Source organism: Rhodococcus jostii NBRC 16295, from assembly GCF_001894825.1.
Lineage (GTDB): Bacteria > Actinomycetota > Actinomycetes > Mycobacteriales > Mycobacteriaceae > Rhodococcus_F > Rhodococcus_F jostii.
Window position 1 is genome coordinate 16,384 of sequence record NZ_BCWY01000005.1, and the last position, 26,885, is coordinate 43,268.

Genomic DNA, 26,885 nt, shown 5'->3' on the forward strand with positions numbered 1-26,885 from the left:
CACTCGATACTAGAACACGTTTCAGTTCGGTGGATCGATTTGCGGTCGCGGAAGCCCGGGGGCGACGGTGCGAGCGAGGATGCCGAGCGTGGCGCGCAGGGCGTTCTCCGAGATCACCGGGAAGATCCCGGCCTCACGCCAGACCGGGTCGATGGCCGACCAGTCGTAGAACGATGTCACCATCGTTCCCTCGTCGATCGGCTCGAGCCGGTAGCCGTACACGTGCCCGATCTGCGGGCGGATCTGGCCGAGGACCTTCCAGGAGATCTCCCGGTCGGGCACGAACGTCTCGATCGTCACGGTCACGTCGTAGAGTCCGAGGTCGAAGTCGTTCAACGCGTCGCGGTCCATGTGCACGACGAACGTGTCGCCCGCCGCCGTGACGGGGGCGCCTTCCGCGGACATCAGCATTCCGGAGCTGTCGATCGCGACATGCCCCTCGGGGTCGCAGAGCACGCCGAAGATCGTCGCCGGGTCCGCGGCGACAGCCCGCCGGACCTCCAACCGTTCGCTGGTTTCAGTCGTCATGCCCGCATCCTGCCACCCCCACGTGAGTGGCATTGTGTGCTCGGGGACGCAAAAACACTCACGTGGGGAAGGTGGGCAGCACTCCTGCGTCCATCGCCTGCTTCAGGGACGGTGCGGCCGAATCCTTCTCGGACAGCTGGAACGTCAGCGGGCTGCCGTCCCGGCCCACCGTGGGCCAGTCGATGCCCAATTCGGGATCGAGTGGATGGACGTCGTGGTCGAGGGTCGGGGTGTACTCGATCGAGCACAGGTACATCACCGTGGATGCGTCCTCGAGGGACAGGATCGCGTGGCCGACCCCCGCCGGCAGGTACACGGCGCGGCGGTCGACGTCGTCGATGAGCACCGAATCCCACTGCCCGAACATCGGCGACCCGACTCGCAGGTCGACGATGATGTCGAGGAACGCACCTTTGACACAGGTGACGTACTTCGCCTGCCCGGGCGGGTTCTCGGTGAAGTGGATGCCGCGCAGAACCCCGGCGGCGGACACCGAGCAATTGGCCTGCGCGAGTTCGAGGCCGTGCCCGACGGCCGACTCGAACTCCGACCCCTTGAACCATTCGAGGAACACGCCGCGGTCGTCGCCGAATTGCCGGGGGGTGATCTCCCAGGCGCCGGGGATCTTCAGTTCGCGATACTCCACGTCACCAGTCCTTGCCGCGTTCGAGCAGTTCGAGGAGGTAGTCGCCGTACCCCGACTTTCCGAGAGTCTCGGCGCGGGCGCATAATTCGGCGTCGGTGATGAATCCGCGGCGCCACGCGACCTCTTCCGGGACGCCGATCTTCAGACCCTGCCGGTGTTCGAGTGTGCGCACGAAGTTCGACGCCTCGAGCAGTGAATCGACGGTGCCGGTGTCGAGCCAGGCGGTTCCGCGGGGCAGCACCTCGACCTGCAGCCGTTCGGCCTGCAGGTAGGCCTGGTTGACGTCGGTGATCTCGTATTCGCCGCGGTCCGAGGGCTTCAGGTCGCGGGCGATGGTGACGACGTCGTTGTCGTAGAAGTAGAGCCCGGGGATCGAGAAGTTCGACTTCGGGGTGGCGGGTTTCTCTTCGATGGATATCGCTCTGCCCGTGTCGTCGAATTCGACCACGCCGTAGGAGCTGGGATCGGACACCCAGTAGGCGAACACGGCGCCGCCGTCGATGTTCTCGAATCGGTTGAGCCGGGAACCGAGACCGGGGCCGTAGAAGATGTTGTCGCCGAGCACGAGGGACACGGACTCGTTGCCGACGTGATCAGCGCCGAGGACGAACGCCTGCGCCAGGCCGTTCGGTTCCTCCTGGACCTTGTACGTGAGGTTCACGCCGAACTGGGAGCCGTCGCCGAGGAGCCGGCGGAACTGCTCGGCGTCGTGCGGGGTGGTGATGACGAGGATGTCCCGGATGTTGGCCAGCATCAGGGTGGAGAGCGGGTAGTAGATCATCGGCTTGTCGTAGACCGGGACCAGCTGCTTGCTCACTCCGAGAGTGATCGGGTGCAGTCGGGACCCGGTGCCCCCTGCCAGGATGATTCCGCGCATGTGCGCAGTGTTCCAGTGTTCGCGTCGGATAGAAACTCGGGCGCGACACTAGGGTGGGTGCACATGAGGCTTCTCGTGACAGGCGGCGCCGGGTTCATCGGTGCGAACTTCGTGCACCAGACGGTGGCCGAGCGGCCGGACGTGCACGTGACGGTGCTCGATGCGTTGACGTACGCCGGCAACCGGCGGTCGCTCGACCTGGTGGCCGACCGCATCGAGTTCGTGCACGGCGATGTGGCGGATTTCGCGCTGGTCGACCGGCTGGTCGCGGATTCGGACGCGGTGGTCCACTTCGCCGCGGAATCGCACAACGACAATTCGCTGGCCGACCCGACACCGTTCGTGCAGACGAACGTGGTGGGCACGTTCTCGCTGTTGCAGGCCGTCCGCGCGCACGACGTCCGCTACCACCACATCTCCACCGACGAGGTGTACGGCGACCTCGAGCTGGGTGACCCGGAGCGGTTCACCGAGTCGACCCCGTACAACCCGTCCAGCCCGTATTCGGCCACCAAGGCGTCGAGCGATCTGCTGGTGCGGGCGTGGGCGCGGTCGTTCGGTGTGCGGGCCACCCTGTCGAACTGTTCCAATAACTACGGCCCGTACCAGCACGTCGAGAAGTTCATTCCGCGCCAGATCACCAACCTGATCGACGGCGTCCGTCCCCGCCTGTACGGCAGCGGGAAGAACGTGCGGGACTGGATCCACGTCGACGATCACAACGCCGCCGTGTGGACGATCCTGGAGAAGGGAAGTCTCGGCCAGACGTACCTGATCGGCGCGGATGGCGAGGTCGACAACCGGACCGTCGTCGGAACTCTGCTCGAGTTGTTCGGCCGCGATGCCGACGACCTCGACTTCGTCACCGACCGTCCCGGCCACGACCTGCGCTACGCGATCGATTCGACGCGGCTGCGCACCGAACTGGGCTGGACGCCGCAGTACGAGGATTTCCGCAGCGGCCTCGAGGCGACCGTGCAGTGGTACCGCGACAACGAGTCGTGGTGGCGGGCGCAGAAGGAATCGGCGGAGAAGGCGTACGCGGCCACGGAGTCCGTCATCGGCTGACGGTTCCGCGAAACGCCCACGCTCTCGCCGTCAGCGCGATGCGGCCCGTCTCGTCGCGGCGCACCCGGGCGTCGAGCAAGCCGCGAAGCTCGGCGCGGCGCTCCGCGGACAGCGACATGCAATATCCGGGCGCGGGCCCCTGACCGCCCAGGAACGGCCGCCAGAAGTCGTCGAAGTCGGTGAACACGGTGGGAACGTCGAGCGGGTCCACCTCCACGCCGGTGAGCCCCGCGGCATCGAGCAGGTCGCGCAGAGGCTGCGGCCGGCAGAGCGGGAAGCGCACGCCCTCGTCGAGGTTCGCGGCCGCCTCGTCGAGTGCGCGGGCGGCGTCCCAGAACACGCGAATCATCTGCATCCCGTCGGCGTAGTCCCACACGTACCCGGCGACCGTCCCGCCCGCTCGCGTCACGCGGCGCATCTCGGCGAGCCCCTCGATGGGATGGGGAACGAAGTTGAGGACCAACGCGGAGACCATCCGGTCGAACTCGCCGTCCTCGGCGGGGATGGATTCGGCGGTGCCCGGCCGCACCTCGAACCGGGGATCGTCCGTCGCGGCCCGAGCCGCCGCGGCGAACCGCTCCGACGGTTCGACGCCGACCACCCTGGCGGGTTCCGCCGTCCGGAGCACGGTGTGGGCGAGAGCGCCGGTCCCGCAGCCCACGTCGCACCACGCGCCGCCCGGGCCGGCCGGCAGCCATTGCAGGAACTGCGCCGCGACGAGTCTGCTCCAGCGACCGACGTACAGCTCGTACGCGGGATCGATCTCCCAGGCGTCCGTCATCGCGGTCTCCTCACGACGGTTGCGGTACCCGCGAATCCTCGTGGACGAGCGCGTTGCGGAGCGACCGCGAACCGGCGACCGCGGCGACGAAGCCGGCGAGCACCTCGCAGAGCGTGAACACCAGGCGTGACGCGAGGGCTAGCCCGAGCGCGACCCCGCTGTCCATGAAGGGCGACAGCGCGGCGACGACGACGGCCTCGCGGACGCCGATGCCGGACGGCGCGACGACCACGAGCACCCCCGCGCACATGCCGAGCGCGATCGCGCCGATGCACTGCACCAGGGTGCCCGCCTCGAAGCCGGCCGTGCTCGATGCGAGGAACCAGAGGTGCACGCCGTAGAGCACCCAGCTGACGGCACACCAGCCGAGGGCCCGCCCGATCTTGTGCATCGTCAGCTGCCTCTGCAGCGGGGCGCGGCGCAGGATCCGCAGGGCCAGATTCACCAGCCGGGTGAGGACCGGTGGATAGCAGCAGACGAGGGCGATCGGGACGAGCGCGATCACCGCGACCGCCGCGACGGTGCTGATGTGGAACAGGGCGGGCAGCGCCAGCAGACCGACGACCAGCGCCGACGTGATGCTCAACCCGACGGTGACGAGGACGGCGACGAACCCGTTGGCCCGCGACACCCCGGCCCGGCGGACCAGCTCGGTCTGCAGGACGAATGCCCACACACTGCCCGGCAGATACTTGCCGAGCTGTCCGACCAGGTAACAGCGGGCGGCGTCGAACGCGGGAATCGGGTGCTCGAGCGCACCGAGGGCGTGCTGCCACGCGCGCACCGCCGCGCCCATGCCGAGGAAGACGAACACTGCGGAAATTGCGAGCGCCCACCAGTCCAACTGGGTGATCGTGTCCCGCACCTCGGCCCACTGCGATTTCACGGCGAACACGATGGCCACGACGATCGCGAGGGTCACGAGGATGCGCAGCGCGTTCATCAGGACGGCGCGGCCGCCGCGGTCCGGGGCGGTCTCGGGATCGACATTCACGAGAACCACCCCCTCAGGCAGTGCGCCGCTGCGGCAGTGCAGCGTTCGATTCCGACGATAGCAATCGGCGGGCGCCGGATCAGGAAACGAGCGGTTTCACCGCCAGTGCGCGCCACCACGCGAACGCGTCGGCGAGCGACTGCGGGAGATCCGCGACGGCACTCAGCCGCCCCGACGCGTACAGCTTCTCCACGGCCGCGATGTCGTCCTCGGGAATCCCCGACCGGTCCATGCCCACCCGGTTGGTGCCGCGCAGGGCGACGGGATTGCCGAAGACCGTGGCGAACGGCGGAACGTCCTTGGCGACCACGGATCCCATCCCGACCATCGCGCGCGCACCGATCACGCGGCGCTGATGCACCACCGTGCTCATGCCGAGGTTGACGCCGTCGCCGAGAGTCACGTGACCGCCGAGGGTGCTCGACGGCGCGATGACGCAGTCGTCACCGATCCGGACGTCGTGCTCGACGGACGTGTGGTTCATGACGAATCCGCCGCGCCCGATGCTCGTCGGCCGCTCGGCGCCCTGCTGGACCGCGCACATCTCGCGGATCACGGTGCCCGCGCCGATCACGACACCCTGATGGGGGCTGACCTTCGTCCACGTGCGGGGATGCACCTTCCCGATCCACTCCGGCGGCGCCCCCAGCGTGACGTGGGCACCGATCCAGCAGTCGTCGCCGAGATCGACGGGGCCGGTGAGGACGGCGTACGGGCCGATGCTCACCCGGTCGCCGACGGTGACGCCGTCGCCTATCACGACGGTCGGGTGGATTTCGCAGTTTTCACCGATGGTCATGAAAGTTGCCGATTCCTTCCAGGAGCCGTGCAGACCGTGGGAACCTTCAAGTGGTTGCAATCTGTGAAGACGGTGTGAACTGCACGTCAATCTATCGGAGGAACCGTGATCGCGATCTCGAGTATCTCCTTCGGAGAGGATGTCGAGCGCGAGGTTCTCGACACCCTGCGATCCGGGATGGTCGCGCAGGGGCCGAAGGTCGCGAGGTTCGAGGAAGGGTTCGCCGCACTCGTCGGCACCCGGCACGCGGTGGCCGTCAACAGCGGCACCACCGCACTGATCGCGGCCCTGCGGGTGCTGGATCTCGCGCCGGGCGACGAGGTGCTCACCACCCCGTTCACGTTCGTGGCCACGCTCAACGCGATTCTCGAGGCCGGCGCGACAGCCCGGTTCGCCGACATCGGCGAGTCCGATTTCGCGCTCGACCCCGACGTCGTGGCGCAGGGCGTGAACGACCGCACCAGGGTGCTGATGCCGGTGCACCTGTACGGGCAGACCGCCGACATGGGTGCGCTGATGCCGCTGGCCGAGTCCCGCGGGCTCGCCGTGGTCGAGGACGCCGCCCAGGCGCACGGCGCCACGTTCGACGGCAAGGGCGCGGGCAGTTTCGGGCTCGGCTGTTTCTCGTTCTACGCCACGAAGAATCTCACCACCGCCGAGGGCGGCATGGTCACGACCGACGACGACGCGGTGGCCGACAGGTTGCGGGTGCTGCGCAACCAGGGCATGCGACGGCGCTACGAGTACGAGATGGCGGGCCAGAACTTCCGGATGACGGATCTGCAGGCCAGTCTCGGATTGCCGCAACTGGGTTCCTATCTGCAGCAGGTGGAGTCGCGCCGACGCAACGCCGAGGCGCTGCGGACCGGCCTCAAGGACGTCGAAGGTCTCGTGCTGCCTTCAGAACGCGCGGGCCGCGGGCACGTGTGGCACCAGTTCACCGTGATCCTCGCGCCGGACGCGCCGATCGACCGCGACACCCTCGCGCAGCGGCTGTGCGACCGGGGAGTGGGCAGCGGCGTCTACTACCCGAAAACCGTCTACGACTACGACTGCTACCGCGAGCACCCCCGGGTGATCACCTCGCCCACCCCGGTCGCGACATCCGTTGCCCGCCGGTGCCTCAGCGTCCCCGTCCATGCCGCGCTCTCCACCGACGAGGTCGACCGGATCGTTGCCGCGGTGCGCGAGGCGATGGAGGTGTGATGACGACGCCGCGACCGCGGATCGCGCTCATCGGATCCGGCAAGATGGGTTCGCTGCACGCCCGTGTTCTCGCGCAGTCGCCGCTGTGCGAACTGGCCCTGCTCGTGGAACCGCGTGCCGAACACGGCCGGGAGATCGCCGCACGTTTCGACACCACCTGGGTGCCGGATTTCGACACACTCGACGGCATCGACGGCGTCGTCGTCGCGGCGGCGACCCCCGCACACTACGAGGTGGCGGGTCGAATCCTGGACCTCGGCAAACCGCTCCTCGTCGAGAAGCCGCTCGCCGCAACGTACGAGGAGAGCACCGACCTGGTGAAACGGGCCGCCGCGACGGGTGTGCCGCTGATGTGCGGACTGCTCGAGCGGTTCAACCCGGCGGTCCGGACGGCACGTGAATTCGCCGGCGACGTGTGGCAGGTCAACGGAATCCGGCACTCGCCGTTCGTCTCCCGCATCCCCACCGGTGTCGCGACCGACCTGCTGATCCACGACGTCGACCTCGCGATCGGATTCGTCGGATCGTCGCCCGTCGGCGTGAAGGCCGAGTTCGGGTACTTCCACGACAGTTCGGTCCGCAACGAGGCCGAGGACTGCGCGGAGGCCGTGCTGCGATTCGAATCCGGTGCGGTGGCCACCATCTCGGCCAGCCGGGTGAGCCACCGGAAGGTCCGGCAGTTGTCGCTGCTGGAGCCGGACCGGCTGATCGAGATCGACCTCCTGCGCCGCGACATCACCATCCACAAGCACATCGACGACGACCTGCCCCCCGATCGGGACGGCTACAAGCAGCAGACGGTGATCGAGATCCCCACCATCCGCTACAGCGAGGAACCGCTCGCCGCCCAGCTCGCGCACTACGTCGGACTGATCGGCGGTGCGGGGGACGCCGACGCGGAACGCGAGTCGATCCTGCCCGCGCACCGCGTCGTCCACGAGGCGACGGTGTCGGCTACCGGCTGAGCGCGCCGGCGACCGCCAGCCGGGTGTCTTCCGCGATGAGGTCGGCGTTGAGGGCCGCCGCGGCGTTCAGACCGGCTCCGGCTGCGACGATCACCTGCGCCTTCGGGTCTGCGACGTTGCCGGCCACCCACACTCCGGGAACGGCGGTGGCACCCGTCGCGTCGGCGGCGACGGCGGTAGCGATCACGTGTCCGGCCATCTCCATCTCGGTGGTGGCCAGGCCGAGGCTGTCGAGGAAGTCGGCGCGGGCCCGGAACAGTGGCGGCACCACCACTGCGGCGAGGGGGAAGACCTGGCCCGTGTGCAGCCGGACGCCGGTCAGCCGGTCGCCCTGCACCTCGAGTCCCGCCACCCCGCCGTCGACGATGGCCACACCGCGCGCGGCGAGCTGCTCGTACTCCTCGGCGGTGGGTTCGTCCGCGTCGTTCAGGAACAGGGTGACGCTGTCGGTCCACTGCCGCCACATCAGCGCCTGGTGCACCGCAAGCGGACTGCCGGCCACGACGCCGATCGGCTGGTCGCGGACCTCCCAGCCGTGGCAGTACGGGCAGTGCAGGACGTCGCGTCCCCACCGTTCGGCCACCCCGGGGATGTCGGGGAGGACGTCGACGAGACCGGTGGTCACGAGCAGTCTCCGAGCCTTCACCGTCCCGCCGTCGGCGAGAGTCACCCGGAATTCCCCGTCCCCGACCTTCTCGGCCGACGTGACGGTGCCGGTCACGATCTCGCCGCCGTACCCGGCGACCTCCTCGCGTCCGGCGGCCAGCAGCTCGCCGGGCGGCGTGCCCTCGCGGCCCAGATAGTTGTGAATGTGCCCGGCCGGTGCGTTGCGCGGTTCACCCGCGTCGATCACGAGCACCGAGCGGCGGGCCCGCGACAGGGCCAGGGCCCCGCTGAGCCCGGCCGCGCCGCCACCGACGACCACTACGTCATAGCTGTGTTCCACCGCGTTCTCCTTCATTCGTCGACCTCGTGGTGACACTGTCCGTCCCTGCCCGCAAATCTGGCAAGCATGTTTGCCACTGTGGCAATATGGAGGTGTGAACGAAGACGTACCCGACCTGGACGGCGTCCTCGACGCCGTGGGGCCGCGGCTCAAAGCGCTCCGCCAGCAGCGCGGCGCGACGCTCGCCCAGCTCTCCGAATCCACCGGGATCTCGGTGAGTACCCTGTCGCGGCTCGAGTCCGGTCAGCGCAAACCCACCCTCGAGCTGATGCTGCTGCTGGCCCGCGCCCACCAGTTGCCCCTCGACGAACTCGTCGATGCACCCCCCACCGGCGACCCCCGCGTCCACCTGCGACCCCTCGAACGCAACGGGTCGACCATCATTCCGCTCACCCGCAGGCCCGGCGGGATCCAGGCGTTCAAGCACGTCATCCCGCCCGGCGACCCGAACACCGAACCGCAACTGCAGGTCCACGAGGGCTACGAATGGCTGTACGTGCTGTCCGGCCGGCTACGACTGCTGCTCGGCGAGCACGACGTGATCCTGACTGCGGGGGAGGTCGCCGAGTTCGACACCCACGTCCCGCACTGGTTCGGCAATCCCGGACCGCAACCGGTGGAGATCCTCAGCCTGTTCGGGCCGCAGGGTGAGCGGGCGCACGTGCGCACCGTCCCTCGGGGAACGGCGGCCGAGCGCGACCGTCGGTAGAATTCGTCCGGACCGGTGACGAGCGCTCCCTCCGAGGCGCAGGACGTGATGGGGAGGCCCCGTGCGACGCTGGATTCTCGGTGTTCCGGTAGCGGTCGTGCTCCCGCTGCTCGTCGGCTGCTCCACCACGTCGACGTCGCCTGCGGCGCAGCCGCAGCCCGAGCCGGAGTCACAGCCGGCGGTCTCCACGCTGGTGGGCCTGGGGGATTCCATCCCGGCCGGTGACGGGTGCCCCGGGTGCACGCCGTTCGTCGAACTGTTCGGCGACCAGCTGTCCGGCGACGACGCCCAGCCCGTGCAGGTGGCCAACCTGGGGGTCGGGGGCTGGACCAGCACCGACCTGCTCGACTCCCTCGAACCCGGCGAATACGACGCCGACGCCGTCCGCGACGCCGACGTCGTCACCGTCACCATCGGCGCCAACGACTTCTACGCCGAACTCGACGACTATCTCGACGGCGACTGCGGTGGAGACGACGGGCTCGGCTGCTTCCAACCGGTGCTGCCGCAGCTGCAGACCACGCTGACGTCCGTGCTCGACCGCATCGCCGAACTACGTGCCGGACAGCCGACCGCGGTGATGGTCACCGGATACTGGGACGTCTTCCCGGACGGCGACGTGGCCCGTGAGTTGTTCGGCCCGCAGTTCCTCCGGGACAGCTCCGCGCTGACGTTGCGCGCCAACGACGTCATCGCGGAGGTCGCGGGCGCGGAGGGCGCCACGTACGTCGACCTGTTCGGGACGTTCAAGGGGGCGTGGGGCGACGGCGACCCCACCGGACTGCTGGCGGACGACGGCGATCACCCGAACCAGACCGGGCACCAGCTGATCGCCGACGCGTTGTCTTCCGCAGCGGTCGCGGCATCCGGGTCCGCCGACGCGTCGGCGTTCACGTCGTCCGGGTGGTCGCCGCGCTGAGCTTCCGCCGGCGCACCACCACATCGACGACGGTGAGGATCAGCACCACGACCGTCGCGGCGCCGAACGCGGCGACGGACACATTCTCCCGGGGCGGCCGGAACGTCACGACCAGTTCGTGGTCACCCGGCGGCACCGTCACCTCCAGCAGACCGTGCCATCCCGCGGTCGCGGCCACCGGTCCGCCGTCGACTGTGGCGGAGTAGCCGGGCCACGCGAGTCGCGCGAACGAGACGGTGCCGCCGCTGCCCGCCACCCGCACGGTCTCCGTCGCCGCGCTCGATTCGGAGGAGATCACCCGGACGCCGTCGGAGACGAACGACACCCGCCCGGGCAGGGGCAGCGGCCGGTCACGCTGCAGCACCGTGCGGGTGTCGCTCCGCTCGGTGACGTGCCAGCCGGGCGGGGGCGGTGCCGTCTCGACGTCGGGCACCAGCGCATGCTGCACGACCAGGGTCGAGACACGCAGGTAGTCGATCAGCGGGATCGGGATGTTCGCGTTCACCGGCTGCCACAGCGCCCCGTAGACACCCGGGCAGACTGCGCCGCGGTAGTCCATGCACAGTGCTTCCTGGAATTCGGTGAACCCGATGCCGGTGTACGCGTTGATGCTGCCCTCCACCGACGACGCCATGATCTCGTTGCCGAACAGGATCCGGCCGGCGGTGATGTCGTCGTGCGGGGTGTCGTCCAGCGCGGCGAGCTGCAGGACGGTGCCCTGATAGCGGTCCGTCTGCTCGGACAGGGTGGTCGTGCTCGCCGGGTCGACGCGGCTGCCTGGCTCGACGTCGTGGGTGAGGGACCAGACCTGCGCGGCGGTCACCACCACGGTGCCGAGGACCAGGGCGGCGACGAGACCCGCCGTGGCCCGGCGTCGCCACACCGCGTACGCGATCACGCACAGCACCGCGACGAGCAGCGCGAACAGTGCGTGCCGGCCGGTCAGGGCCGGCGAGGAAGAGAACGCCAGGTAGAAGCCCAGCACGATCAGCACCACCGACACCGTCGCCCGGTGACGCACCCGGTCGCGGGCAACGCCCAGCGACAGCGCGAGCGACAGGCCGACCATCACGCAGAGGTACAGGTACTCGACCAGCCGGATCGGCCACCGGAACATCCCGACGTTCGACGGTCCGAACGTGAAGAGGAAGTAGACGACCGCGATCACTCCCAGGCTGATCAGCTGCCGGCCGTGCGCGCGGCGGAACTCCGGGGACGCGAACAGTGCGCGGATCCGCCCCCACGGCAGCCACGGCAGCAGCGGCAGCACGAACCACGCGAAGTAGAGCGAGGGGATGACCTCGACGGGACCGCCGAACGTCATGATCACCGGGAGGTAGGACGGGCTGCTCATCGCCGCGATTCCGCCGACCTGCGGTTGCAGGAACGTGTCGTTGAAGATGCCGGTGCTGCCGGCGCGGGTGGTCACGTCGACGCTGAGGAACAGCGGCAGATACGTCACCAGCGCGGCAGTGCCCGAGCACGCGCCGGTGATCACCAGCACGAACAATCGGAAGAACTCCCGCTGGACGAGGAGCCCGACTCCGAGGCCCAGGAGAACCACCACCGCGCCCAGCGCGGCGTACGGGTTGCCCATACTCACCGTCAGCGCGCCGATCAGGAAGGTGACCAGCGCGTTCGTGCGACCGCGGGAGAGGCGCAACGCGGACCACCAGAACAGCGTCACCCACGCGACCGCCATCATCCCGGACGGCCAGCCGCCGGCCTCGTAGAACAGCGTGAAACCGCTGAACGGGATCGTCAGTCCGGCGAGGATCGCGGGAGCGCGGCGGGCGCCGTATTCACGGCACAGCAGATACGTCGCGACCGCGAACAACGCGAGGAACTCGGTCATGATCACGAACGCCGCGACCGACAGGTCCTCGAACTTCGCGGTCAGCGCGTAATTCGCCAGGTTGACCGGGTTGTAGAGGCCGTAGGCCGCCTCGCCGGCGTAGTTTCCGCCGATCCAGGCGTCGGGGTTGACGGTGAGCCACCGCCCGGCCAGCAGTTCCGTCCCGATCCGGTGCCAGGACGGCACGAACGATTCCAGCATGTCGCCGCCGTAATAGAAGCGGTCGTCCACGATCCGGGGAATCGTCGCGATGACCGCGGCGACCACTGCGACCGCCAGTGCCACCGTCCACTCGGGAACGCCGCGTATCGATCGGGTGACGGTCGAGGACACGGACGCGGAGGGTGCCACGGGTTCCGAGCCTACGAGTTAGGCTGCGCCCGTGCGCCTTTTCGGTTGTTCCCACGGCCAGAACGGCGCACGGGCGCCGAAGGCGCTCTCCGTCGTCATCCCCGCCTACAACTCCGCCGAGGTCATCGAGCAGACCGTCCGCCGGGTGGCGGAACGCCTGGCCGGACACGACGTCGAAATCATCGTCGTGGAGAACGGGTCCACCGACGGCACCGCCGACCTCTGCGCACGCCTCGCCGCCGGGTGGCCGGCCGGACCCGTGTCGCTCACCGTCCTGCAGAGCGAGAAGGGCATGGGCAACGCGTTGCGGGCCGGAGCGGAGGCGAGTCGCGGCGCACACGTACTGCTGACCGCCGACGACCTGCCGTTCGGATTCGACGACCTCGACGGCGCCGAACGTCTCGCCGAGAAGGGCCGGCTGCCGCGGGTGGTGATCGGTTCCAAGGCCCACCCCGACTCGCAGGTGCGGCGCGGCGCCCTGCGGGGAACCCTGACCTGGGGTTTCGCCGCGATGCGGCGGGTGGTCCTCGGGATGCGCACCGGCGACCCGCAGGGCACCGTCCTGATGGACGGCGAACTGATGCGCGAACTGGTTCCCGACCTCGTCGAGCCCGGGTTCCTGTTCACCACCGAACTCGTCTACCTCGCGGAGCGGGCGGGCATCGCGCCGGTCGAGGTCCCGGTGCGTCTGAGCGACGATCACGACAGCCACGAAACCCGCATATCCAGGGCCGATGTGCTCGCCATGGGGGTGGGACTGTTCCGGTTGCGGGCCCGTCACCGGGACGGAGGTCGCCTCGCATGGTCGGGGAGCGCGTCGCGAGGTTGATACCCTGCGAACCGAGAAGAGGATCGCGCCGTTGCCGTGGCGCGGTCCAGCCCACCTCTCGCGGGGAACAGTAGGAGCACTATGAACGAGTCTGCGTCGGTAGCACCTGTGGACGGGAGCACGGCCGCGGTCCGGAGCGCTCTCACCGAGCATCGCGCACCCGATCGGCTCGTGGTGGCACGGGGTCTCTTCACGGGACCGACCACCCGGGTCAAGGACGACCTGTACGCCAGGATCGTCAAGGGCCGCGCTCACCGCGAGCGCTACGTCGTGCACCTCGAGAAGGGTGCGACGGTCGACACCGACACCTACTTCGGCCGGTTCGCCGCCAGCTACTACCAGCGGTGGACGACCGTCACCGAGGTGACGGTCGCGTTGCACCACGAAGCCGACGGACGCGCCGTGGTGGCGCTGCGCGGCTCGGATTCGGGCGGCAACTCCCGCATCCTGAGCACCACGGAGATCGACGGCTCCGGCACGGCGACGCTGTCCGCGAAGCTCGACGCCTACCTCGACGGCGGCTCCCTGTGGGTCGAGTTCACCGCCGTCGACGGCCCCCTCGCCGTGAGCGAACTGGAATGGACCGTCGCCGCGCCGTCGGTGATCCGCCCCGCCGCCATCGCGATCTGCACGTTCAACCGGGCCGACGACTGCGCCGAGACCGTCGCCGCCATCGCGAACGATTCGACGATGGCGTCGAGTATCGACGCCGTGTACGTCGTCGACCAGGGCAGCGACCACGTGTCGGACCGCGAGAAGTTCACCGAGGTCGCCGAGATCCTGGGCGACAAGCTGGTGTACCTGCGACAGCCGAACCTCGGCGGCGCCGGCGGATTCACCCGCGGCATGTACGAGGTGTCGGGTATCAACGAGCACGCCAACCTGATCCTGATGGACGACGACATCCTGTGCGAGCCGGAGTCGATCCTGCGGATGAACGCATTCGCCAACGTCACCACCGAGCCGACGCTGGTGGGCGCGCAGATGCTGTACCTGATGAACCCGGAGCACCTGCACGTCAGCGCCGAGGAAGCGGACCTGTCGAAGCTGAAGGCGGGCCGCTGGGCGGCCGGATCGCGGCACGACATCAACCTGCTCAAGAAGAAGCAGCACAAGCGCGTCGACGCCGGCTACAACGCGTGGTGGTCGTGCCTGATCCCCGCCGAGGTGGTCGCGCAGATCGGGCTCCCGCTGCCGATGTTCTTCCAGTGGGACGACATCGAGTACGGCATCCGTGCCCGCGCAGCCGGATTCGTCACGGTCACGCTGCCCAACGCCGGTGTGTGGCATGCGGACTTCCACTGGAAGGACCGCGACGACTGGGCCAAGTACTTCAGCATCCGCAACTCGCTGATCGCCGCGGCGCTGCACAGCGATTTCGACGCCAAGTCGCTGAGCAAGTTGATGACGCGGGAGATCACCCAGTACCTGGTGTCGATGCAGTACGGGTTGGCGTACACCATGATCCGCGGCATCGAGGACTTCCTCGAGGGACCGAAGGTGCTCGAGGACGGCGGTCAGGCCGTGCTCGCGGCGATCCGGGAGGAGCGCAAGCGGTTCCCGGAGACCGTCAAGCATCCCGCGACGAACATTCCCGGTGTCCGCAACTCCGACCTCGTCACCCGGCATGCCGGTTTCGAGCCGGACAAGAGCAAGATCGACCTCGTGCTCGCCAAGCGCGCCGCGTACCAGTGGCTCGGTCGCACCCAGCACGGGGTGGCGAGTATCCCTGTGGCCGAGGCGCACTGGTGGCACGTGTCGCTGTTCGACGCCGCCGTCATCACCGACGCCTCCCAGTCGGGGGTGCGGGTGCGCCGCCGCGACAAGGAGACCGCCCGCGAGCTCACGGCCAGGACGGCGAAGCTGATGAAACGGTTCCGCGAGGATGCGGCGTCGACGCAGCGCCGGTACCGGGACGCGTTGCCGCAGCTCACCAGCCGAGAGAACTGGGCTCGCCTGTACGGTCAGTGACGTTGACCGGACCGCTGCAGGCCCGCGACGCGCGCGGGCTGCTCCGGGATTCGTTCCTCGTCTTCGTCCTCGGTGTGGTGCTCGGGGCGGCGTGGAGCTGGCGGCCGTCGTTCTGGTACGACGAGGTCGCGACGCTGTATTCGAGTCAGCGGTCCCGGCCCGACCTCTCGAATCTGCTGGGCCACATCGACGCCGTGCACGGGCTGTACTACGTCGGGATGCGGTATTGGTTCGAGATGTTCGGGGCCTCGGAGTTCTCGGCGCGCTTCCCGAGTGCGCTGGCCGCCGGTACCGCGGGCGCCGGCGTGGTGGTGCTCGGTGCGCTGATCTCGACCCGGCGGGTGGCCGGGCTGTCCGGCATCCTGTTCGTGATGCTGCCCAGCGTCACGTGGGCGGCGGTGGAGGCCCGCGGATACGCCCTCACGGCAACGGCCGCGGTGTGGCTGACCGTGATTCTCCTTGCCGCCCTGAGGTTTCGGCGGTGGTGGCTGTGGGTGCTGTACGCCGGAGGCCTGGCGGTTTCGATCGTGTTGTTCGTCTACCTGCTCACCCTCGTTCCCGCGCACCTGCTGACGATCCTGCTGCTGCGTGAGGCCCGGCGGTCCTGGCTCGGCTGGACGTCGGCCACGGCCGCGGGGTTGGTGGTCGCGGCGCCGCTGGTGGCGCTGGTGCGCCGAGAGTCCGTGCAGGTGGCGTGGATCCCGCCGCTCGACGACCATCTGCCCCGCGCCGTGGCGGAGTACCAGTGGTTCGTCGGCGCCCCGTGGTTCGCGGTGCTGTTCGCCGTGCTGGTGGTGGCCGGGTCGGTGGCGCTCGTGCGAAACGGCCGCCACCTGCCCCCGGTGCTGTCGGTGACGGTGCCGTGGGTGCTGGTGCCGATGGCGCTGCTGCTCGTCTACTCGCTGCTGCGCACCCCCGTCTATCTGCCGCGGTACTTCACGTTCACGACACCGGCGGTGGCCCTCGTCGGCGGACTCTGCCTGGCCGCCCTGACCCGGCAGTGGTGGCAATCGGCCGCGGTGCTGGCGGTGTTCGCCGTGGCGGCGTCGCCGAGCTATCTCGCGCAGCGTGAGCAGTGGGCGAAACCCAGCGGCATGGACTTCAGCACCGTCAACGGTTTCGCCGGGCAGAACGTCCGCCCCGGCGACTGCGTCCTGTTCGACACACCGGCCTGGAACCCCACGTCGCTGCGGCTGGTGAAGAACGTGCGACCGGAAGCGTTCGACGGCACCCGCGACATCGGGCTCGGGGCCACGGCCGCGAGCCGGGGGTCGCTGTGGGACGACGAACTCGCGGTCCCGGACGTCGCGGGCGCCCTCGACTCCTGCTCCGTGGTCTGGTTCTTCACCGACTACGAACGCGACACCGAACGGGTCATCCGGCACACCTCCAACGAGGTGTGGACGCTGCCGCCGTACCACTTCGAGGACACGGAGGCGTTCGCGGCGCTCACCCGGTCCGGCCTGCGGATCGACGAACGCCGGACGTTCAACGTCACTCAGGCGGTGAAGCTGGTGCGGTGATCCGCACCACCACCTGCTCGTGGTTGGCCGTGTAGCTCAGGTACTCGAAGCCGACGCCGGTGCGGTCGACGAATTCCGTCCACGCCCGGTATTCGTGTTCCTGCCAGCCGGGGAAGTTGAAGAACTCGTCGAACACGATCACCGTTCCCGCGACCAGCCGATTCCAGATCCGGTCGAGTACCGACTTCGTGGACGAGTAGAGGTCGGCGTCGAGGTGCAGGAACGACACCGGTCCCGGATGCTTCTCGAGGAATCCCGACAGCGTGTCCTCGAAGAGCCCGGGCACCAGCTGCGCGCCCCGCACCCGAGGCAGGTTCTCCTGCGCGAACTCGCCAGCCGGGAATCCGGTGCGCCACGTCTGCGGCAGACCGGAGAACACGTCGAACCCGAATACCTCGTGCCCGGCGTCCTTCAACTGCTCGACGATGATGCGGAGGGTCGTGCCCGACGCCACCCCGAACTCGAGCGCCAGGCCCTCGACCTCCACCCGGGACAGGCCGTACCGCAGCGTGTCCTGCGGATTCCAGAACACGGGCGCCTTCGGCATGTGCTCGAGCACGAACTCCGCGGCCTCGTTCGTGGCCCGCACGTCCAGCGCCTGGGTGATGTCGCGGCGGGCCTGCTGCTCGAGTTCGCCGAGCCGCTGCTGGACGTCGGAGATCTCCATGCGGGCATCGGACAGCTCGTGCAGCACCCGAGCGAGTTCCTGGTTGGTCGCGGTCAACTCGGCCAGGGTCTGGTCGTGCTGGTTCTCGGTGAGCTCGCGGGACCGGCGGTCCGATTCGGACACCACCTCGGACACGGCACGTTGAAGCTTGAGACGGGCCTTTCTCCGAAGATCGAACATATAACCATGTTGCCAGCCCGCATCCCGGCTCACCGATCGAACCGGGATGCGGGCCGGACGCCCGGGTCAGTGACCGCGGCTACGGTACATCTGCCGTTGCCACCGGGCGATGCTCTTCCACTCACGTTCCCGCTCGGCCCGGAGCCTCGTATCGGTGCGTGACGCGATCCACCCGTTCTCGCGAATCAGCTTGCGGTAGCTGGCAAGCCTGCGCTCGGGCAGTTCGCCGCGCTCCACCGCGCTGAGCACCGCGCACCCGGGTTCGGAGACGTGCGAGCAGTCCGTGAACCGGCACTGCGCCGCGAACTCCTCGATCTCGGGGAACGTCTTGTCGATGCCGTCGGCCGCGTCCCACATGCCGACACCGCGCAGCCCCGGGGTGTCGATCAGGGCGCCACCACCGGGCAGTGGCAGCAGTTCGCGGTGCGCCGTCGTATGCCGTCCCTTGTGGTCGCCGTCGCGGACGCGTCCCGTGGCCAGCACGTCTTCGCCGAGCAACGCATTCGCGAGCGTCGACTTGCCCGCACCCGACGGCCCGATGAGGGCGACGGTCCCGTCGATCACGGCGGTGAGGACATCGATGCCGTCCCCGGTGTCGGCGCTCACCGCGAGCACGGTCGCGCCCGGTGCCACCGCCGCAACTTCCGCCGTCGCGACGGAAATGTCCTGCACGGTATCGGATTTGGTGAGAGCGACCACCGGCTGGGCGCCGCTCTCCCAGGCCAGGGCGAGCAGGCGTTCGATGCGCCCGAGATCGAGGGCGGTGTCGAGCGCGGCGGCGATCACCACCGTGTCGACGTTGGCCGCGAGGACCTGGCCCTCCGACCGGCCGGACGCGGACGACCGGACGATCGCGCTGCGCCGGGGGAGCAGGTCGGCGACGGCGATCTCGTCGCCGAGACGGTGGAGCGTCACCCAGTCGCCGGTGCACAGAATGTGCTCGCCGACATGGGCGCGGACGAGGCCCGCGGGGGCGGCGACGTCGCAGTGGCCTCGGTCCACGCGGATCACCCGCCCGGGTTCGCGACCGTCGGCCGGGTAGTCGCCGAAGGTGCCGGAAAGTGTGTCGTTCCAGCCGTAGGGCAGGAGGTGTCCAGGGACGAACATGATGGGTGTGATCCTCGGGTCGATGAGCGCCGACCGGACCACTGCGCGGGTTCGGTCAGGCGAGGGGGAAGGGGGAGTGGACGCACACGGCGTCGACCGACGAGACAGTCATCGGACACTCACTCCTTCACAGCACATCGAGACCTACGAACGGAACTCCACGATGTTCCCACCGGGCGGAACCCGGGTGCAACCGAATTACGGGCGCTCGAACCGTTCCTGACGGCCCAGCTTGCGCAACCGCATCCACTCCCGCAGACCCTGCGGATCACGCCTGGTGACGAGGAAATACCACCCGAACCGCACCCATTCCTGCGGCAGCAGCTTCCGCATGCCCGGCTGGGACAGCAGATACCCGCGGTTGCGGTAGGTGAAGAAGCGTTTCGTCTCGTTGTCCGGGTACTGCGTGTGCATCCGGCCACCGAGGATCGGCTTGAACTCCTCCGCGCCGTTCGGGTGCACGTACGCCGTCTGCAGGCAGGTGCCGAACGGCAGCCCCGACCGCACCAGCCGGCGATGCACCTCCACCTCGTCACCGCGGACGAACAGGCGCAGGTCGGGAACGCCGACCGTGTCGATCGCCGACGCGCGGAACAGGGCGCCGTTGAACAGCGACGCGATACCCGGGAGCAGGTCGGCCGAATCGTCGCCGTCGGCGAACAGTTCGGACCGCAGCCGTCGCCACTCCACGCCGCGGCGCAGCGGGAACGCGAGACGGTCGGGGTCGTCGATGTCGCAGACCACGGGGGAGACCTCCGCCAGGCCGTGCCGCTGCGCGCAGTCGAGCAGCGTCTCGAGGACCTTCGGTCCCTCGGGGCGGCCGTCGTCGTCGGCCAGCCACACCCAGTCGGCGCCGAGCGAGAGCGCGTACAGGATTCCGAGAGCGAAGCCGCCCGCTCCGCCCAGATTGTGCTGCGAACCGAGGTAGCTGACGGGAATCCCGGACGATTCGACGAGTTCGCGCACGTCGTCCTCGGCGGCGTTGTCCACGACCACCAGATGGTCCAGCGGACGCGTCTGGGAGCCGAGAACCTTCAGCGATTCGGCCAGCAGTTCGCGGCGCTTGTGGGTGACGACGACGCCGACGATCCGCTCGGCAGCAGCGCTCACGCGGACTCCGCCTCGGCCTCCGCTGCGGTGCGAACGGGACGATCGTTCGATCCGACGCTACGGGCGTCCCGTTCGGCCGGCTTGCCGAGCCCGGACTTCTCCCGGTCCATCTCGTAGATGACGTGCCGGACGTGGTCGGCGGCGTCGTCACCCTCGTACGCGCGGACAACGTCCTCGATGCCGCCCTGCTGCCGGATCCGGCCGTGGTCGATCCACATGGCCCTGTCGCAGAGCTGGGCGAGGAACTCGTTGGAGTGGCTGGCGAACACCAGGATGCCGGACCGTTCCACGAGAGCCTGCAGACGCACCCGCGCCTTCTTCATGAACTCGGCGTCGACGGCGCCGATACCTTCGTCGAGCAGCAGGATCTCCGGGTCGATGCTGGTGACGACCCCCATCGCGACGCGCACCCGCATGCCGGTGGAATACGTGCGCAGCGGCATCGACAGGTACTCGCCCAGCTCGGTGAACTCGGCGATCTCGTCCATCTTCGCGAGCATCTGCTTGCGGGTCTGCCCCAGGAACAGTCCGCGGATGATGATGTTCTCGTAACCGGAGATCTCGGGGTCCATGCCGACACCGAGGTCGAAGACGGGGGCCACGCGGCCGCGGATGCTCGCGCTGCCGCGGGTGGGCTCGTAGATGCCGGACAGCAACCGCAGCAGCGTCGACTTGCCCGCGCCGTTGTGGCCGACCAGACCGATCCGGTCGCCTTCCTTCAGCGACAGATTGATGTCGCGCAGGGCCTCGACCACCACGACGTCCGAGTTGTTGCGCCCGATCGAACCGCCGGCCTTGCCGAGGAACGCCTTCTTCAGCGAACGGGACTTGGCGTCGAAGATCGGGAAGTCGACGCAGGCGTCCCGCGTCTCGATACTCACATGCTCTGTCATGTACTTCAGACCCCTAAACCCAGTAGGGCACGCGGGCCCGGTACTTGCGAAGCGCGAGGATGGCGGCGGTCCACCCCACGACGGTGATGGCCAGGACGATGTACCAGTGGTAGGCCTGCTGGTCCTGCCCGATCATGGGCGCGCGCACGATGTCGAGGTAGTGGAACAGCGGGTTCAGCTCGGCGAGCTTGACGCGCTCCGCGGCCTGACCGCCCTGCGCCTCGAGGCTCTGCGTGGTCCACATGATCGGGGTCAGCACGAACAGCAGCAGCGTCATGCTGCCGAGGATCGGCGCGATGTCCCGGTAGCGGGTGGAGAAGATGCCGAACATGATCGACACCCACGCCGCGTTGACGACGATCAGCGCGATCGCCGGGATCGCGGCCAGCGACAACCAGGTCAGGTGCCGCCACACCCCGAACGCGAAGAGCATGACGACGTAGATCACGAGGTTGTGGGCGAACAGCAGCAGTTGCCGCCACACCAGCCGGTACACGTGGACGCTCAGCGCCGAGGGCAACTGTTTGATCAGCCCCTCGTTGGCGATGAACACCTCGGACCCCTCGAGGATGCTCGCACTGATCAGGTTCCAGACGATCAGACCCACGGTGACGTACGGCAGGAACTCGTCCAGCGGGATGTCCAGCAGGGCGGAGTACAGGATGCCCATCGCCGCGGCCTGCACGCCGGTCGCGATCGTGATCCAGAACGGACCGATCACCGACCGGCGGTAACGCTGCTTGATGTCCTGCCAGCCGAGGCTCAGCCACAGCTCGCGCTGAGCGAAGCCGTCCCTGAGGTCCTTGAACGCGCGACGGAAGGTCTGCGAATCGGACGCCGGGAGCGGGCCGCCTGCGGCCTCGGTTTCGATAGCGGATGCTGACACGGGCACCGAGCCTACCGGGAGTCGAGTTCCATGCTGTTTCGCCCGTTGCTACAGGTACTGGCCGGTACCGCTCGACTGCGACCCGGGATCGTGATTGTGCGCCCCGTGCGGGTTGCCCATGCTGATGCCCGGAGGCAGTGCCCCCTGACGCATCTGCTCGAGCTGGGAGCGGGCCGCCATCTGCTGGGCGAACAGGGCCGTCTGGATGCCGTGGAACAGTCCTTCGAGCCACCCCACCAGCTGCGCCTGCGCGATGCGGAGTTCGGCGTCGGTGGGGACGGTGTCGTCGGTGAAGGGCAGGGTGAGGCGTTCGAGCTCGTCGCGCAGTTCGGGGGCGAGGCCCTGCTCGAGCTCGTGGATCGACGACTTGTGGATCTCCTTCAACCGGTTGCGGCTGGCATCGTCGAGCGGTGCCGCGCGCACTTCCTCGAGGAGCTGCTTGATCATCGTGCCGATGCGCATGACCTTGGCCGGCTGCTCCACCATGTCGGCCACCGACTCCGCGCCGTTCCCGTTCGCGTCCGCGGCGGCGTCGGCGCCCTCGGGCTTGCTCGCGGCCTCGGCGACGGGGATGGCCATGGGCTGACCGTCGGGGCCGATCACGACGACGTGTTCATTCTCCGAGTTCGTCATGCCTCCATCTTGGCTGTTCCTGCTCGGCGGCGCGAAGGTGCGTCCCATTTGAGTGCTTTCCGATAATTTGGGGTGCTCGAGAATATTGTTGCGCTTCGCAACAAACGATGGCTGGCTTCGACCGTATTGACTTGGGGTCCTAGAGTGTCGGGCATGGCTTACGACGTTGCCCGCGTTCGGGGACTCATCCCCTCACTCGGCGACGGTTGGATCCATCTCGATCCGCAGGCCGGCATGCAGATTCCGGATGCGGTGTCACGCACTGTCTCGACAGCCTTCCGGGCCTCTGCCTCTTCGTCGACCGGGCGACATGTGTCCAGCCGGCGCAGTGCGGCGGTACTCGATGCGGCCCGAGCAGCCGTCGCCGACCTGGTCGGAGGCGACCCCGCGGGGGTCGTCCTCGGCCCCGACCGATCCGTTCTCCTCGCCTGGCTCGCCGAGTCGCTGAGCACACGCCTCGGCCTCGGAACCGGGCTGGTGCTGTCCCGGCTCGACGAGGAAGCGAACGTCGCCCCCTGGCTTCGCGTCGCCAGCCGGTACGGCGCCCAGGTGCGGTGGGCGGAAGTCGAGATCGAGACCTGCGAACTCCCCAGCTGGCAGTTCCAGGACCTCATCACCACCACCACGCGCCTCGTCGCCCTCACCGCCGCCTCCCCCATCGTCGGCTCGGCGCCCGACGTCCGCGTCGCCTCGGACCGCGTCCACGAAGTCGGTGGACTGATGGTCGTCGACGCGATCGGTGCCGCCCCCTACGCACACGTCGACATCAACGAACTCGGAGCCGACGTCGTCGCCGTCGGCGCCACCTCCTGGGGCGGACCGCAGGTCGGGGCGCTCGTCTTCCGCGACCCCAGCCTCCTCGACCGCATCCCCGCCGTGTCGCTCAACCCGTACGCGCGGGGTGTCGAACGTCTCGAGGTCGGGGTGCACCAGTTCGCGCTCCTCGCCGGCCTCACCACGTCCATCGACTTCCTCGCGAACCTCGACGAGTCGGCCACCGGATCCCGCCGCGAGAAGCTCGAGGCGTCCATCAGCTCGCTGCAGAACTACCAGGACACCCTGTTCGACCACCTCATGTCGTCGCTGAAGCGGCTACCGCAGGTCATGGTCATCGGGCGGTCACCCAGCCGGGTTCCGACGCTCAGCTTCACCGTCGCCGGAGTCTCGGCCGACAAGGTCGCGTCGCACCTCGCCGACAAGCGCATCGCCACCGTCAGCGGCGTCCACGGCGGTTCTCGCCTGCTCGACGCGCTCGGCGTCAACGACGAGGGCGGGGCCGTCACCATCGGCCTCGCGCCGTACACCACCCGCTACGAGATCGACCAGCTGGTGAACGAACTCGCGACCCTGGGCTGAGCCCAACCCGCGCCGCACCTGCCGACCCGCCGATCACCCGCCGCGCCGCGCCCAATGTGACATTCGTTCCGTTGAACGGGACCAATGTCACATCGGGCGGTGAGTGAGAGGCGGACGACGAGTGTCAGTTCCGCGGGATCGTGAGGATCACCTTGCCGACGGTGTCCGCCGAATCGAGCAATTCGTGCGCGCGCGGGGCCTCGGTGATGGGCAGTTCGGCCGACACGATGGGGTGCACCGCGCCCTCCGCGATGAGCGGCCACAGCCGCTTGTGGACGTCGGCGACGATGTCGGCCTTGCCCTCGCGTCCCGTCTCGGCGCGTCCCCGCAGACCGGCGGCCGTCACGTGGCCGCGTTTGCCCAGCAGCTTGCCCAGATCGAGTTCGCCCTTGCGGCCGCCCTGCATGCCGATGACGACGAGCCGGCCGTCGGCGGCGAGCACGTCCACGTTGCGGTCGAGGTACGAGCCGCCCATGTTGTCGAGGATCACGTCGGCGCCGTGGCCGTCGGTGGCCTTGCGGATCTCGTCGACGAAGTCGGCTTCGCGGTAGTTGACGAGGATGTCGGCGCCGAGTTCGCGGCAGCGCGCCAGCTTCTCGTCGGACCCTGCCGTGACGGCGACGCGCGCACCCAGCGCGACGCCCACCTGGATGGCGTGGGTGCCGATGCCGCCGCCACCGCCGTGCACCAGCAGCACGTCGCCGCGGGACAGTCCGGCGCCCATCACGACGTTCGACCACACCGTGCACGCGACCTCCGGCAGTGACGCGGCGACGAGCAGGTCCACGCCCTCGGGTAACGGGAGAAGCTGGGTCGCGGGAACGGCGACACGTTCCGCGTAGCCACCGCCGGACAGCAGCGCGCACACCTGATCGCCGACGGACCACCCCGACACTCCCTCGCCGAGTTCGGCGACGGTGCCGGAACATTCGAGCCCGAGGATGTCGCTGGCCCCGGGCGGCGGCGGGTAGAACCCCTGACGCTGCAGCAGGTCGGCGCGGTTGACGGCCGTCGCGGCCACGTCGACGAGGACGTGTCCGGGTGGGAGTTCCGGGTCCGGCTGCTCCGCCCACTTCATGACTTCGGGGCCGCCCGGCTGGTCGATCGTGATCGCATACATGAGGACGACGCTAGCGAAATGCGTCGGCGCCCGGAGGCAGTGACCGATCATCGCTACACGCTCGCCGATGCGGGGAACGGCAGGCTACTGGAAAGTAATGTCGGAATACTAGAGTGTGAACCTGTGACAGCAGAAACCTCCGACGCCGAAGCGGCGACCAACTGGTTGACGCCGGCCGAGATGCGCGCCTGGCGTGGTTACATGGACGGCAATCAGCGGCTGATGGACGTCCTCAACCGGGATCTGCAGGACAAACACGATCTCTCCCTGGCGGACTACCGGATTCTGGTACTGCTGTCCGAGTCTCCGGACGGTTCGTTACGCATGAGCGATCTCGCGGACGGCGTCCTCTCCTCCCGAAGCCGCCTCACCCACCAGATCCGGCGGATGGAAGCGCAGGGCATGGTCACCCGCGACACCTGCCTCGAGGACGGCCGCGGAGTTCTCGCCGTCATCACCGACGAAGGCCGCGCCCGGTTGGCCGCGGCGGCGCCCACTCATGTCGCCGGGGTGCGCAGCAACCTCGTCGATCTGCTCACCAAGTCGCAGCTGAAGGTTCTCGCCGAGGTGTTCGAACGCGTCGACAAGGCCATCGGCGACCGCTGACCGGTTGCCCGCCGACGCGTCCGTACCGATAAGATCGCCCACGGAAGCGTGGCAGAGCGGCCGAATGCACTCGCCTTGAAAGCGAGCGTCGTGAAAGCGACCGGGGGTTCAAATCCCTCCGCTTCCGCCAGCGGGCAGCAGTCCTGGCCTGGTATCGCACCAGGCCAGGGCTGTTTCCTATTTCTTCCGGGCCTTCGGCCGCTTCGGTGGAAGTTCGGCGATCTCGGCGAGCGCGCGTTCGATCCACGGTGTGGCGAGGTCCGGGGTGTCACGCCACTGGTCCGGCAGGGCCAGGTATTCGCGCATCGGCTTCTCTCCCGGACCGAACGGGCCGGCGCCGTCGGCCGACGCCAGTTCGTCCTTCGCATGCTCGGTGAGGAGACGGACCCCGACGCTCGGCCCGAGGAGCCCGGCGAACATGTTGCCGTTCACGAAGGCGCCCAGGTTGCCGAACATCGGTTTCACCTCGACGCCGGGTGTGTCGGGGATCAGCGACCGGAAGAACTGCTTGTCCTCCTCTGACGGTTTCGGCATCTGCATGGGAACTCCTCGGTGGCTACTGTTCCTGACGTTCCTCGGGGGTCATGATGCTGAAGAGTGCGCCCTGCGGGTCGGTGACACCGGCCATCCGGCCGACGGTGGGGATGTCCATCGCCTCTTCGACGATCGTGCCGCCGAGTTCGACGACCTTTGCGGCACTCGCGTCGACGTCCTCGACCGCGAAGTAGACGCGCCAGTGATTCGGGGTGCCGGCCGTCATCGGCTGTCCGCATCCACAGACCTGCTCTCCGCCCACCTCGAACAGCGTGTAGGTGTACTCCGGACCCATGGACATCTGCGACGTCGTGATCCCGAAGACGCTGGTGTAGAACGCAACCGCCGTGTCGACGTCGCCGGTGTTCAGTTCGGTCCAGAGACAGGCGCCGGGGTCGCCGACGAGGGTGGCTCCGATGTGCTTGTTCGCCTGCCACAGCCCGACGGCTGCCCCGGTGGGGTCGGTGACGAAGGACATGCGGCCGGCTTCCCCCACGTCGAACGCCGGCATCAGAACCTGGCCCCCGGCGTCGGGGACTTTCGCGACGGTCGCGTCGACGTCGTCGACCGCGATGTAGGTGTTCCAATTCGCCCCCGCCGCGGCCGCATCGGGTTGCAGTGGTGCGATGGCGGCCACGTTCTCGCCGCGCACGGTGGCCATCGAGTAGACGGGGCCTTCGGGCATCGGCCGGTCGTCGTACTCCCAGCCGAGCAGTTCCGAATAAAACTTCTTCGCGGCGGCCTGATCGCTGGTTTGGAGGTCGACCCAGTTCGGTGTTCCCTGGGCGTATTCCGATTTGGTGGGCATGACGATCCTTTCCGTTGT

The 26,885-nt window shown here is 68.6% G+C and carries 27 protein-coding genes and 1 tRNA gene; 11 read left to right on the forward strand and 17 right to left on the reverse strand.

Annotated elements, in window-relative coordinates:
* Positions 1-21: 21 nt before the first annotated feature.
* From RJ1_RS05260 to rfbA, 3 genes are read right to left on the reverse strand one after another with little or no spacing between them, the layout of a single operon-like run.
* Entirely contained in the window at positions 22-528 is a 507-nt protein-coding gene (locus RJ1_RS05260; protein ID WP_073358925.1) for an SRPBCC family protein, read from the reverse strand.
* Between the two features lie 58 nt (positions 529-586).
* Complete coding sequence (locus RJ1_RS05265; RefSeq protein WP_073358926.1) at positions 587-1,174, reverse strand: dTDP-4-dehydrorhamnose 3,5-epimerase family protein; 588 nt, start codon at positions 1,172-1,174, stop codon at positions 587-589.
* Position 1,175: 1 nt separating this feature from the next.
* Positions 1,176-2,051 carry a glucose-1-phosphate thymidylyltransferase RfbA gene (gene rfbA / locus RJ1_RS05270; protein WP_073358927.1) on the reverse strand — a complete coding sequence of 292 codons (876 nt, stop codon included), beginning with the start codon at positions 2,049-2,051 and terminating at the stop codon, positions 1,176-1,178.
* A gap of 63 nt (positions 2,052-2,114) precedes the next feature.
* Between rfbA and rfbB the strand changes: the two genes are divergently transcribed.
* The gene (gene rfbB, locus RJ1_RS05275; RefSeq protein ID WP_073358928.1) at positions 2,115-3,119 is read left to right on the forward strand and encodes a dTDP-glucose 4,6-dehydratase; all 1,005 of its coding nucleotides are present in this window, start codon (positions 2,115-2,117) and stop codon (positions 3,117-3,119) included.
* Here rfbB and RJ1_RS05280 read toward each other — a convergent pair.
* The 3 genes from RJ1_RS05280 to RJ1_RS05290 all read right to left on the reverse strand — a co-directional run bounded on the left by RJ1_RS05280 (position 3,109) and on the right by RJ1_RS05290 (position 5,693).
* On the reverse strand, positions 3,109-3,900 hold the full coding sequence (locus tag RJ1_RS05280; protein ID WP_073358929.1) for a class I SAM-dependent methyltransferase: 792 nt from the start codon (positions 3,898-3,900) through the stop codon (positions 3,109-3,111). The two genes, rfbB and RJ1_RS05280, sit on opposite strands and share 11 nt — an antisense overlap.
* 10 nt (positions 3,901-3,910) lie before the next feature.
* Positions 3,911-4,894, reverse strand: coding sequence for a lysylphosphatidylglycerol synthase transmembrane domain-containing protein (locus RJ1_RS05285; protein WP_240319822.1), 984 nt, complete (start codon positions 4,892-4,894; stop codon positions 3,911-3,913).
* Between the two features lie 79 nt (positions 4,895-4,973).
* Positions 4,974-5,693, reverse strand: coding sequence for a DapH/DapD/GlmU-related protein (locus tag RJ1_RS05290; RefSeq protein WP_073358931.1), 720 nt, complete (start codon positions 5,691-5,693; stop codon positions 4,974-4,976).
* Between the two features lie 105 nt (positions 5,694-5,798).
* On the opposite strand from RJ1_RS05290, the gene RJ1_RS05295 reads away from it, so the two are divergent.
* A complete protein-coding gene (locus RJ1_RS05295; RefSeq protein WP_073358932.1) occupies positions 5,799-6,899 on the forward strand; it encodes a DegT/DnrJ/EryC1/StrS family aminotransferase in 1,101 nt (366 codons plus the stop codon).
* A complete protein-coding gene (locus RJ1_RS05300) occupies positions 6,899-7,864 on the forward strand; it encodes a Gfo/Idh/MocA family protein (RefSeq protein WP_073358933.1) in 966 nt (321 codons plus the stop codon). Before RJ1_RS05295 ends, RJ1_RS05300 begins: the two co-directional genes overlap by 1 nt.
* Here RJ1_RS05300 and RJ1_RS05305 read toward each other — a convergent pair.
* Positions 7,854-8,810, reverse strand: a complete 957-nt coding sequence (locus RJ1_RS05305) for an NAD(P)/FAD-dependent oxidoreductase (protein WP_073359115.1) — start codon at positions 8,808-8,810, stop codon at positions 7,854-7,856. The two genes, RJ1_RS05300 and RJ1_RS05305, sit on opposite strands and share 11 nt — an antisense overlap.
* A gap of 115 nt (positions 8,811-8,925) precedes the next feature.
* Here RJ1_RS05305 and RJ1_RS05310 point away from each other — a divergent pair, with 115 nt between their 5' ends.
* Both RJ1_RS05310 and RJ1_RS05315 read left to right on the forward strand, forming a co-directional pair.
* Positions 8,926-9,519 carry a helix-turn-helix domain-containing protein gene (locus RJ1_RS05310; RefSeq protein WP_205415401.1) on the forward strand — a complete coding sequence of 198 codons (594 nt, stop codon included), beginning with the start codon at positions 8,926-8,928 and terminating at the stop codon, positions 9,517-9,519.
* 61 nt (positions 9,520-9,580) lie between these two features.
* Positions 9,581-10,438: an SGNH/GDSL hydrolase family protein gene (locus tag RJ1_RS05315; RefSeq protein WP_073358934.1), complete on the forward strand. Its 858-nt coding sequence runs from the start codon at positions 9,581-9,583 to the stop codon at positions 10,436-10,438.
* Here the strand turns inward: RJ1_RS05315 and RJ1_RS05320 are convergent.
* Positions 10,410-12,626 carry a glycosyltransferase family protein gene (locus tag RJ1_RS05320; RefSeq protein WP_174694941.1) on the reverse strand — a complete coding sequence of 739 codons (2,217 nt, stop codon included), beginning with the start codon at positions 12,624-12,626 and terminating at the stop codon, positions 10,410-10,412. The two genes, RJ1_RS05315 and RJ1_RS05320, sit on opposite strands and share 29 nt — an antisense overlap.
* A 49-nt stretch (positions 12,627-12,675) precedes the next feature.
* On the opposite strand from RJ1_RS05320, the gene RJ1_RS05325 reads away from it, so the two are divergent.
* From RJ1_RS05325 to RJ1_RS05335, 3 genes are all read left to right on the forward strand, one after another.
* The gene (locus RJ1_RS05325) at positions 12,676-13,473 is read left to right on the forward strand and encodes a glycosyltransferase (protein ID WP_073358935.1); all 798 of its coding nucleotides are present in this window, start codon (positions 12,676-12,678) and stop codon (positions 13,471-13,473) included.
* Positions 13,474-13,554: 81 nt separating this feature from the next.
* The gene (locus RJ1_RS05330; RefSeq protein WP_073358936.1) at positions 13,555-15,444 is read left to right on the forward strand and encodes a glycosyltransferase; all 1,890 of its coding nucleotides are present in this window, start codon (positions 13,555-13,557) and stop codon (positions 15,442-15,444) included.
* Positions 15,441-16,967 (forward strand): glycosyltransferase family 39 protein, encoded by a 1,527-nt coding sequence (locus RJ1_RS05335; RefSeq protein WP_073358937.1) that lies wholly within the window; start codon positions 15,441-15,443, stop codon positions 16,965-16,967. The genes RJ1_RS05330 and RJ1_RS05335 overlap by 4 nt, the downstream gene beginning before the upstream one ends.
* Here RJ1_RS05335 and RJ1_RS05340 read toward each other — a convergent pair.
* The 6 genes from RJ1_RS05340 to RJ1_RS05365 all read right to left on the reverse strand — a co-directional run bounded on the left by RJ1_RS05340 (position 16,939) and on the right by RJ1_RS05365 (position 22,443).
* Positions 16,939-17,814, reverse strand: a complete 876-nt coding sequence (locus RJ1_RS05340) for a class I SAM-dependent methyltransferase (protein WP_073358938.1) — start codon at positions 17,812-17,814, stop codon at positions 16,939-16,941. The two genes, RJ1_RS05335 and RJ1_RS05340, sit on opposite strands and share 29 nt — an antisense overlap.
* A 66-nt stretch (positions 17,815-17,880) precedes the next feature.
* Positions 17,881-18,963, reverse strand: a complete 1,083-nt coding sequence (gene rsgA, locus RJ1_RS05345; RefSeq protein ID WP_073358939.1) for a ribosome small subunit-dependent GTPase A — start codon at positions 18,961-18,963, stop codon at positions 17,881-17,883.
* 156 nt (positions 18,964-19,119) lie between these two features.
* Positions 19,120-20,031, reverse strand: coding sequence for a galactofuranosyltransferase GlfT1 (gene glfT1 / locus RJ1_RS05350; protein WP_007298361.1), 912 nt, complete (start codon positions 20,029-20,031; stop codon positions 19,120-19,122).
* A complete protein-coding gene (wzt, locus tag RJ1_RS05355; protein WP_073358940.1) occupies positions 20,028-20,924 on the reverse strand; it encodes a galactan export ABC transporter ATP-binding subunit Wzt/RfbE in 897 nt (298 codons plus the stop codon). Before wzt ends, glfT1 begins: the two co-directional genes overlap by 4 nt.
* Positions 20,925-20,937: 13 nt before the next feature.
* Positions 20,938-21,810, reverse strand: a complete 873-nt coding sequence (wzm, locus tag RJ1_RS05360) for a galactan export ABC transporter permease subunit Wzm/RfbD (protein ID WP_073359118.1) — start codon at positions 21,808-21,810, stop codon at positions 20,938-20,940.
* A 48-nt stretch (positions 21,811-21,858) separates the two neighbouring features.
* Positions 21,859-22,443 (reverse strand): bacterial proteasome activator family protein, encoded by a 585-nt coding sequence (locus RJ1_RS05365; RefSeq protein WP_073358941.1) that lies wholly within the window; start codon positions 22,441-22,443, stop codon positions 21,859-21,861.
* A 153-nt stretch (positions 22,444-22,596) separates the two neighbouring features.
* Between RJ1_RS05365 and RJ1_RS05370 the strand changes: the two genes are divergently transcribed.
* Positions 22,597-23,799, forward strand: coding sequence for a cysteine desulfurase-like protein (locus RJ1_RS05370; RefSeq protein WP_012691164.1), 1,203 nt, complete (start codon positions 22,597-22,599; stop codon positions 23,797-23,799).
* Positions 23,800-23,923: 124 nt separating this feature from the next.
* Here RJ1_RS05370 and RJ1_RS05375 read toward each other — a convergent pair whose 3' ends face one another.
* Complete coding sequence (locus tag RJ1_RS05375) at positions 23,924-24,919, reverse strand: NAD(P)H-quinone oxidoreductase (protein WP_073359119.1); 996 nt, start codon at positions 24,917-24,919, stop codon at positions 23,924-23,926.
* A 123-nt stretch (positions 24,920-25,042) separates the two neighbouring features.
* On the opposite strand from RJ1_RS05375, the gene RJ1_RS05380 reads away from it, so the two are divergent.
* Both RJ1_RS05380 and RJ1_RS05385 read left to right on the forward strand, forming a co-directional pair.
* Positions 25,043-25,525 carry a MarR family winged helix-turn-helix transcriptional regulator gene (locus tag RJ1_RS05380; RefSeq protein WP_073358942.1) on the forward strand — a complete coding sequence of 161 codons (483 nt, stop codon included), beginning with the start codon at positions 25,043-25,045 and terminating at the stop codon, positions 25,523-25,525.
* Between the two features lie 42 nt (positions 25,526-25,567).
* Positions 25,568-25,655 (forward strand) — tRNA-Ser (locus RJ1_RS05385).
* A gap of 47 nt (positions 25,656-25,702) precedes the next feature.
* On the opposite strand, the gene RJ1_RS05390 is transcribed toward RJ1_RS05385, so the two are convergent.
* Positions 25,703-26,065 carry a TfoX/Sxy family protein gene (locus RJ1_RS05390; RefSeq protein ID WP_073358943.1) on the reverse strand — a complete coding sequence of 121 codons (363 nt, stop codon included), beginning with the start codon at positions 26,063-26,065 and terminating at the stop codon, positions 25,703-25,705.
* A 16-nt stretch (positions 26,066-26,081) separates the two neighbouring features.
* A complete protein-coding gene (locus RJ1_RS05395; RefSeq protein ID WP_073358944.1) occupies positions 26,082-26,867 on the reverse strand; it encodes a VOC family protein in 786 nt (261 codons plus the stop codon).
* Between the last annotated feature and the right edge of the window lie 18 nt (positions 26,868-26,885).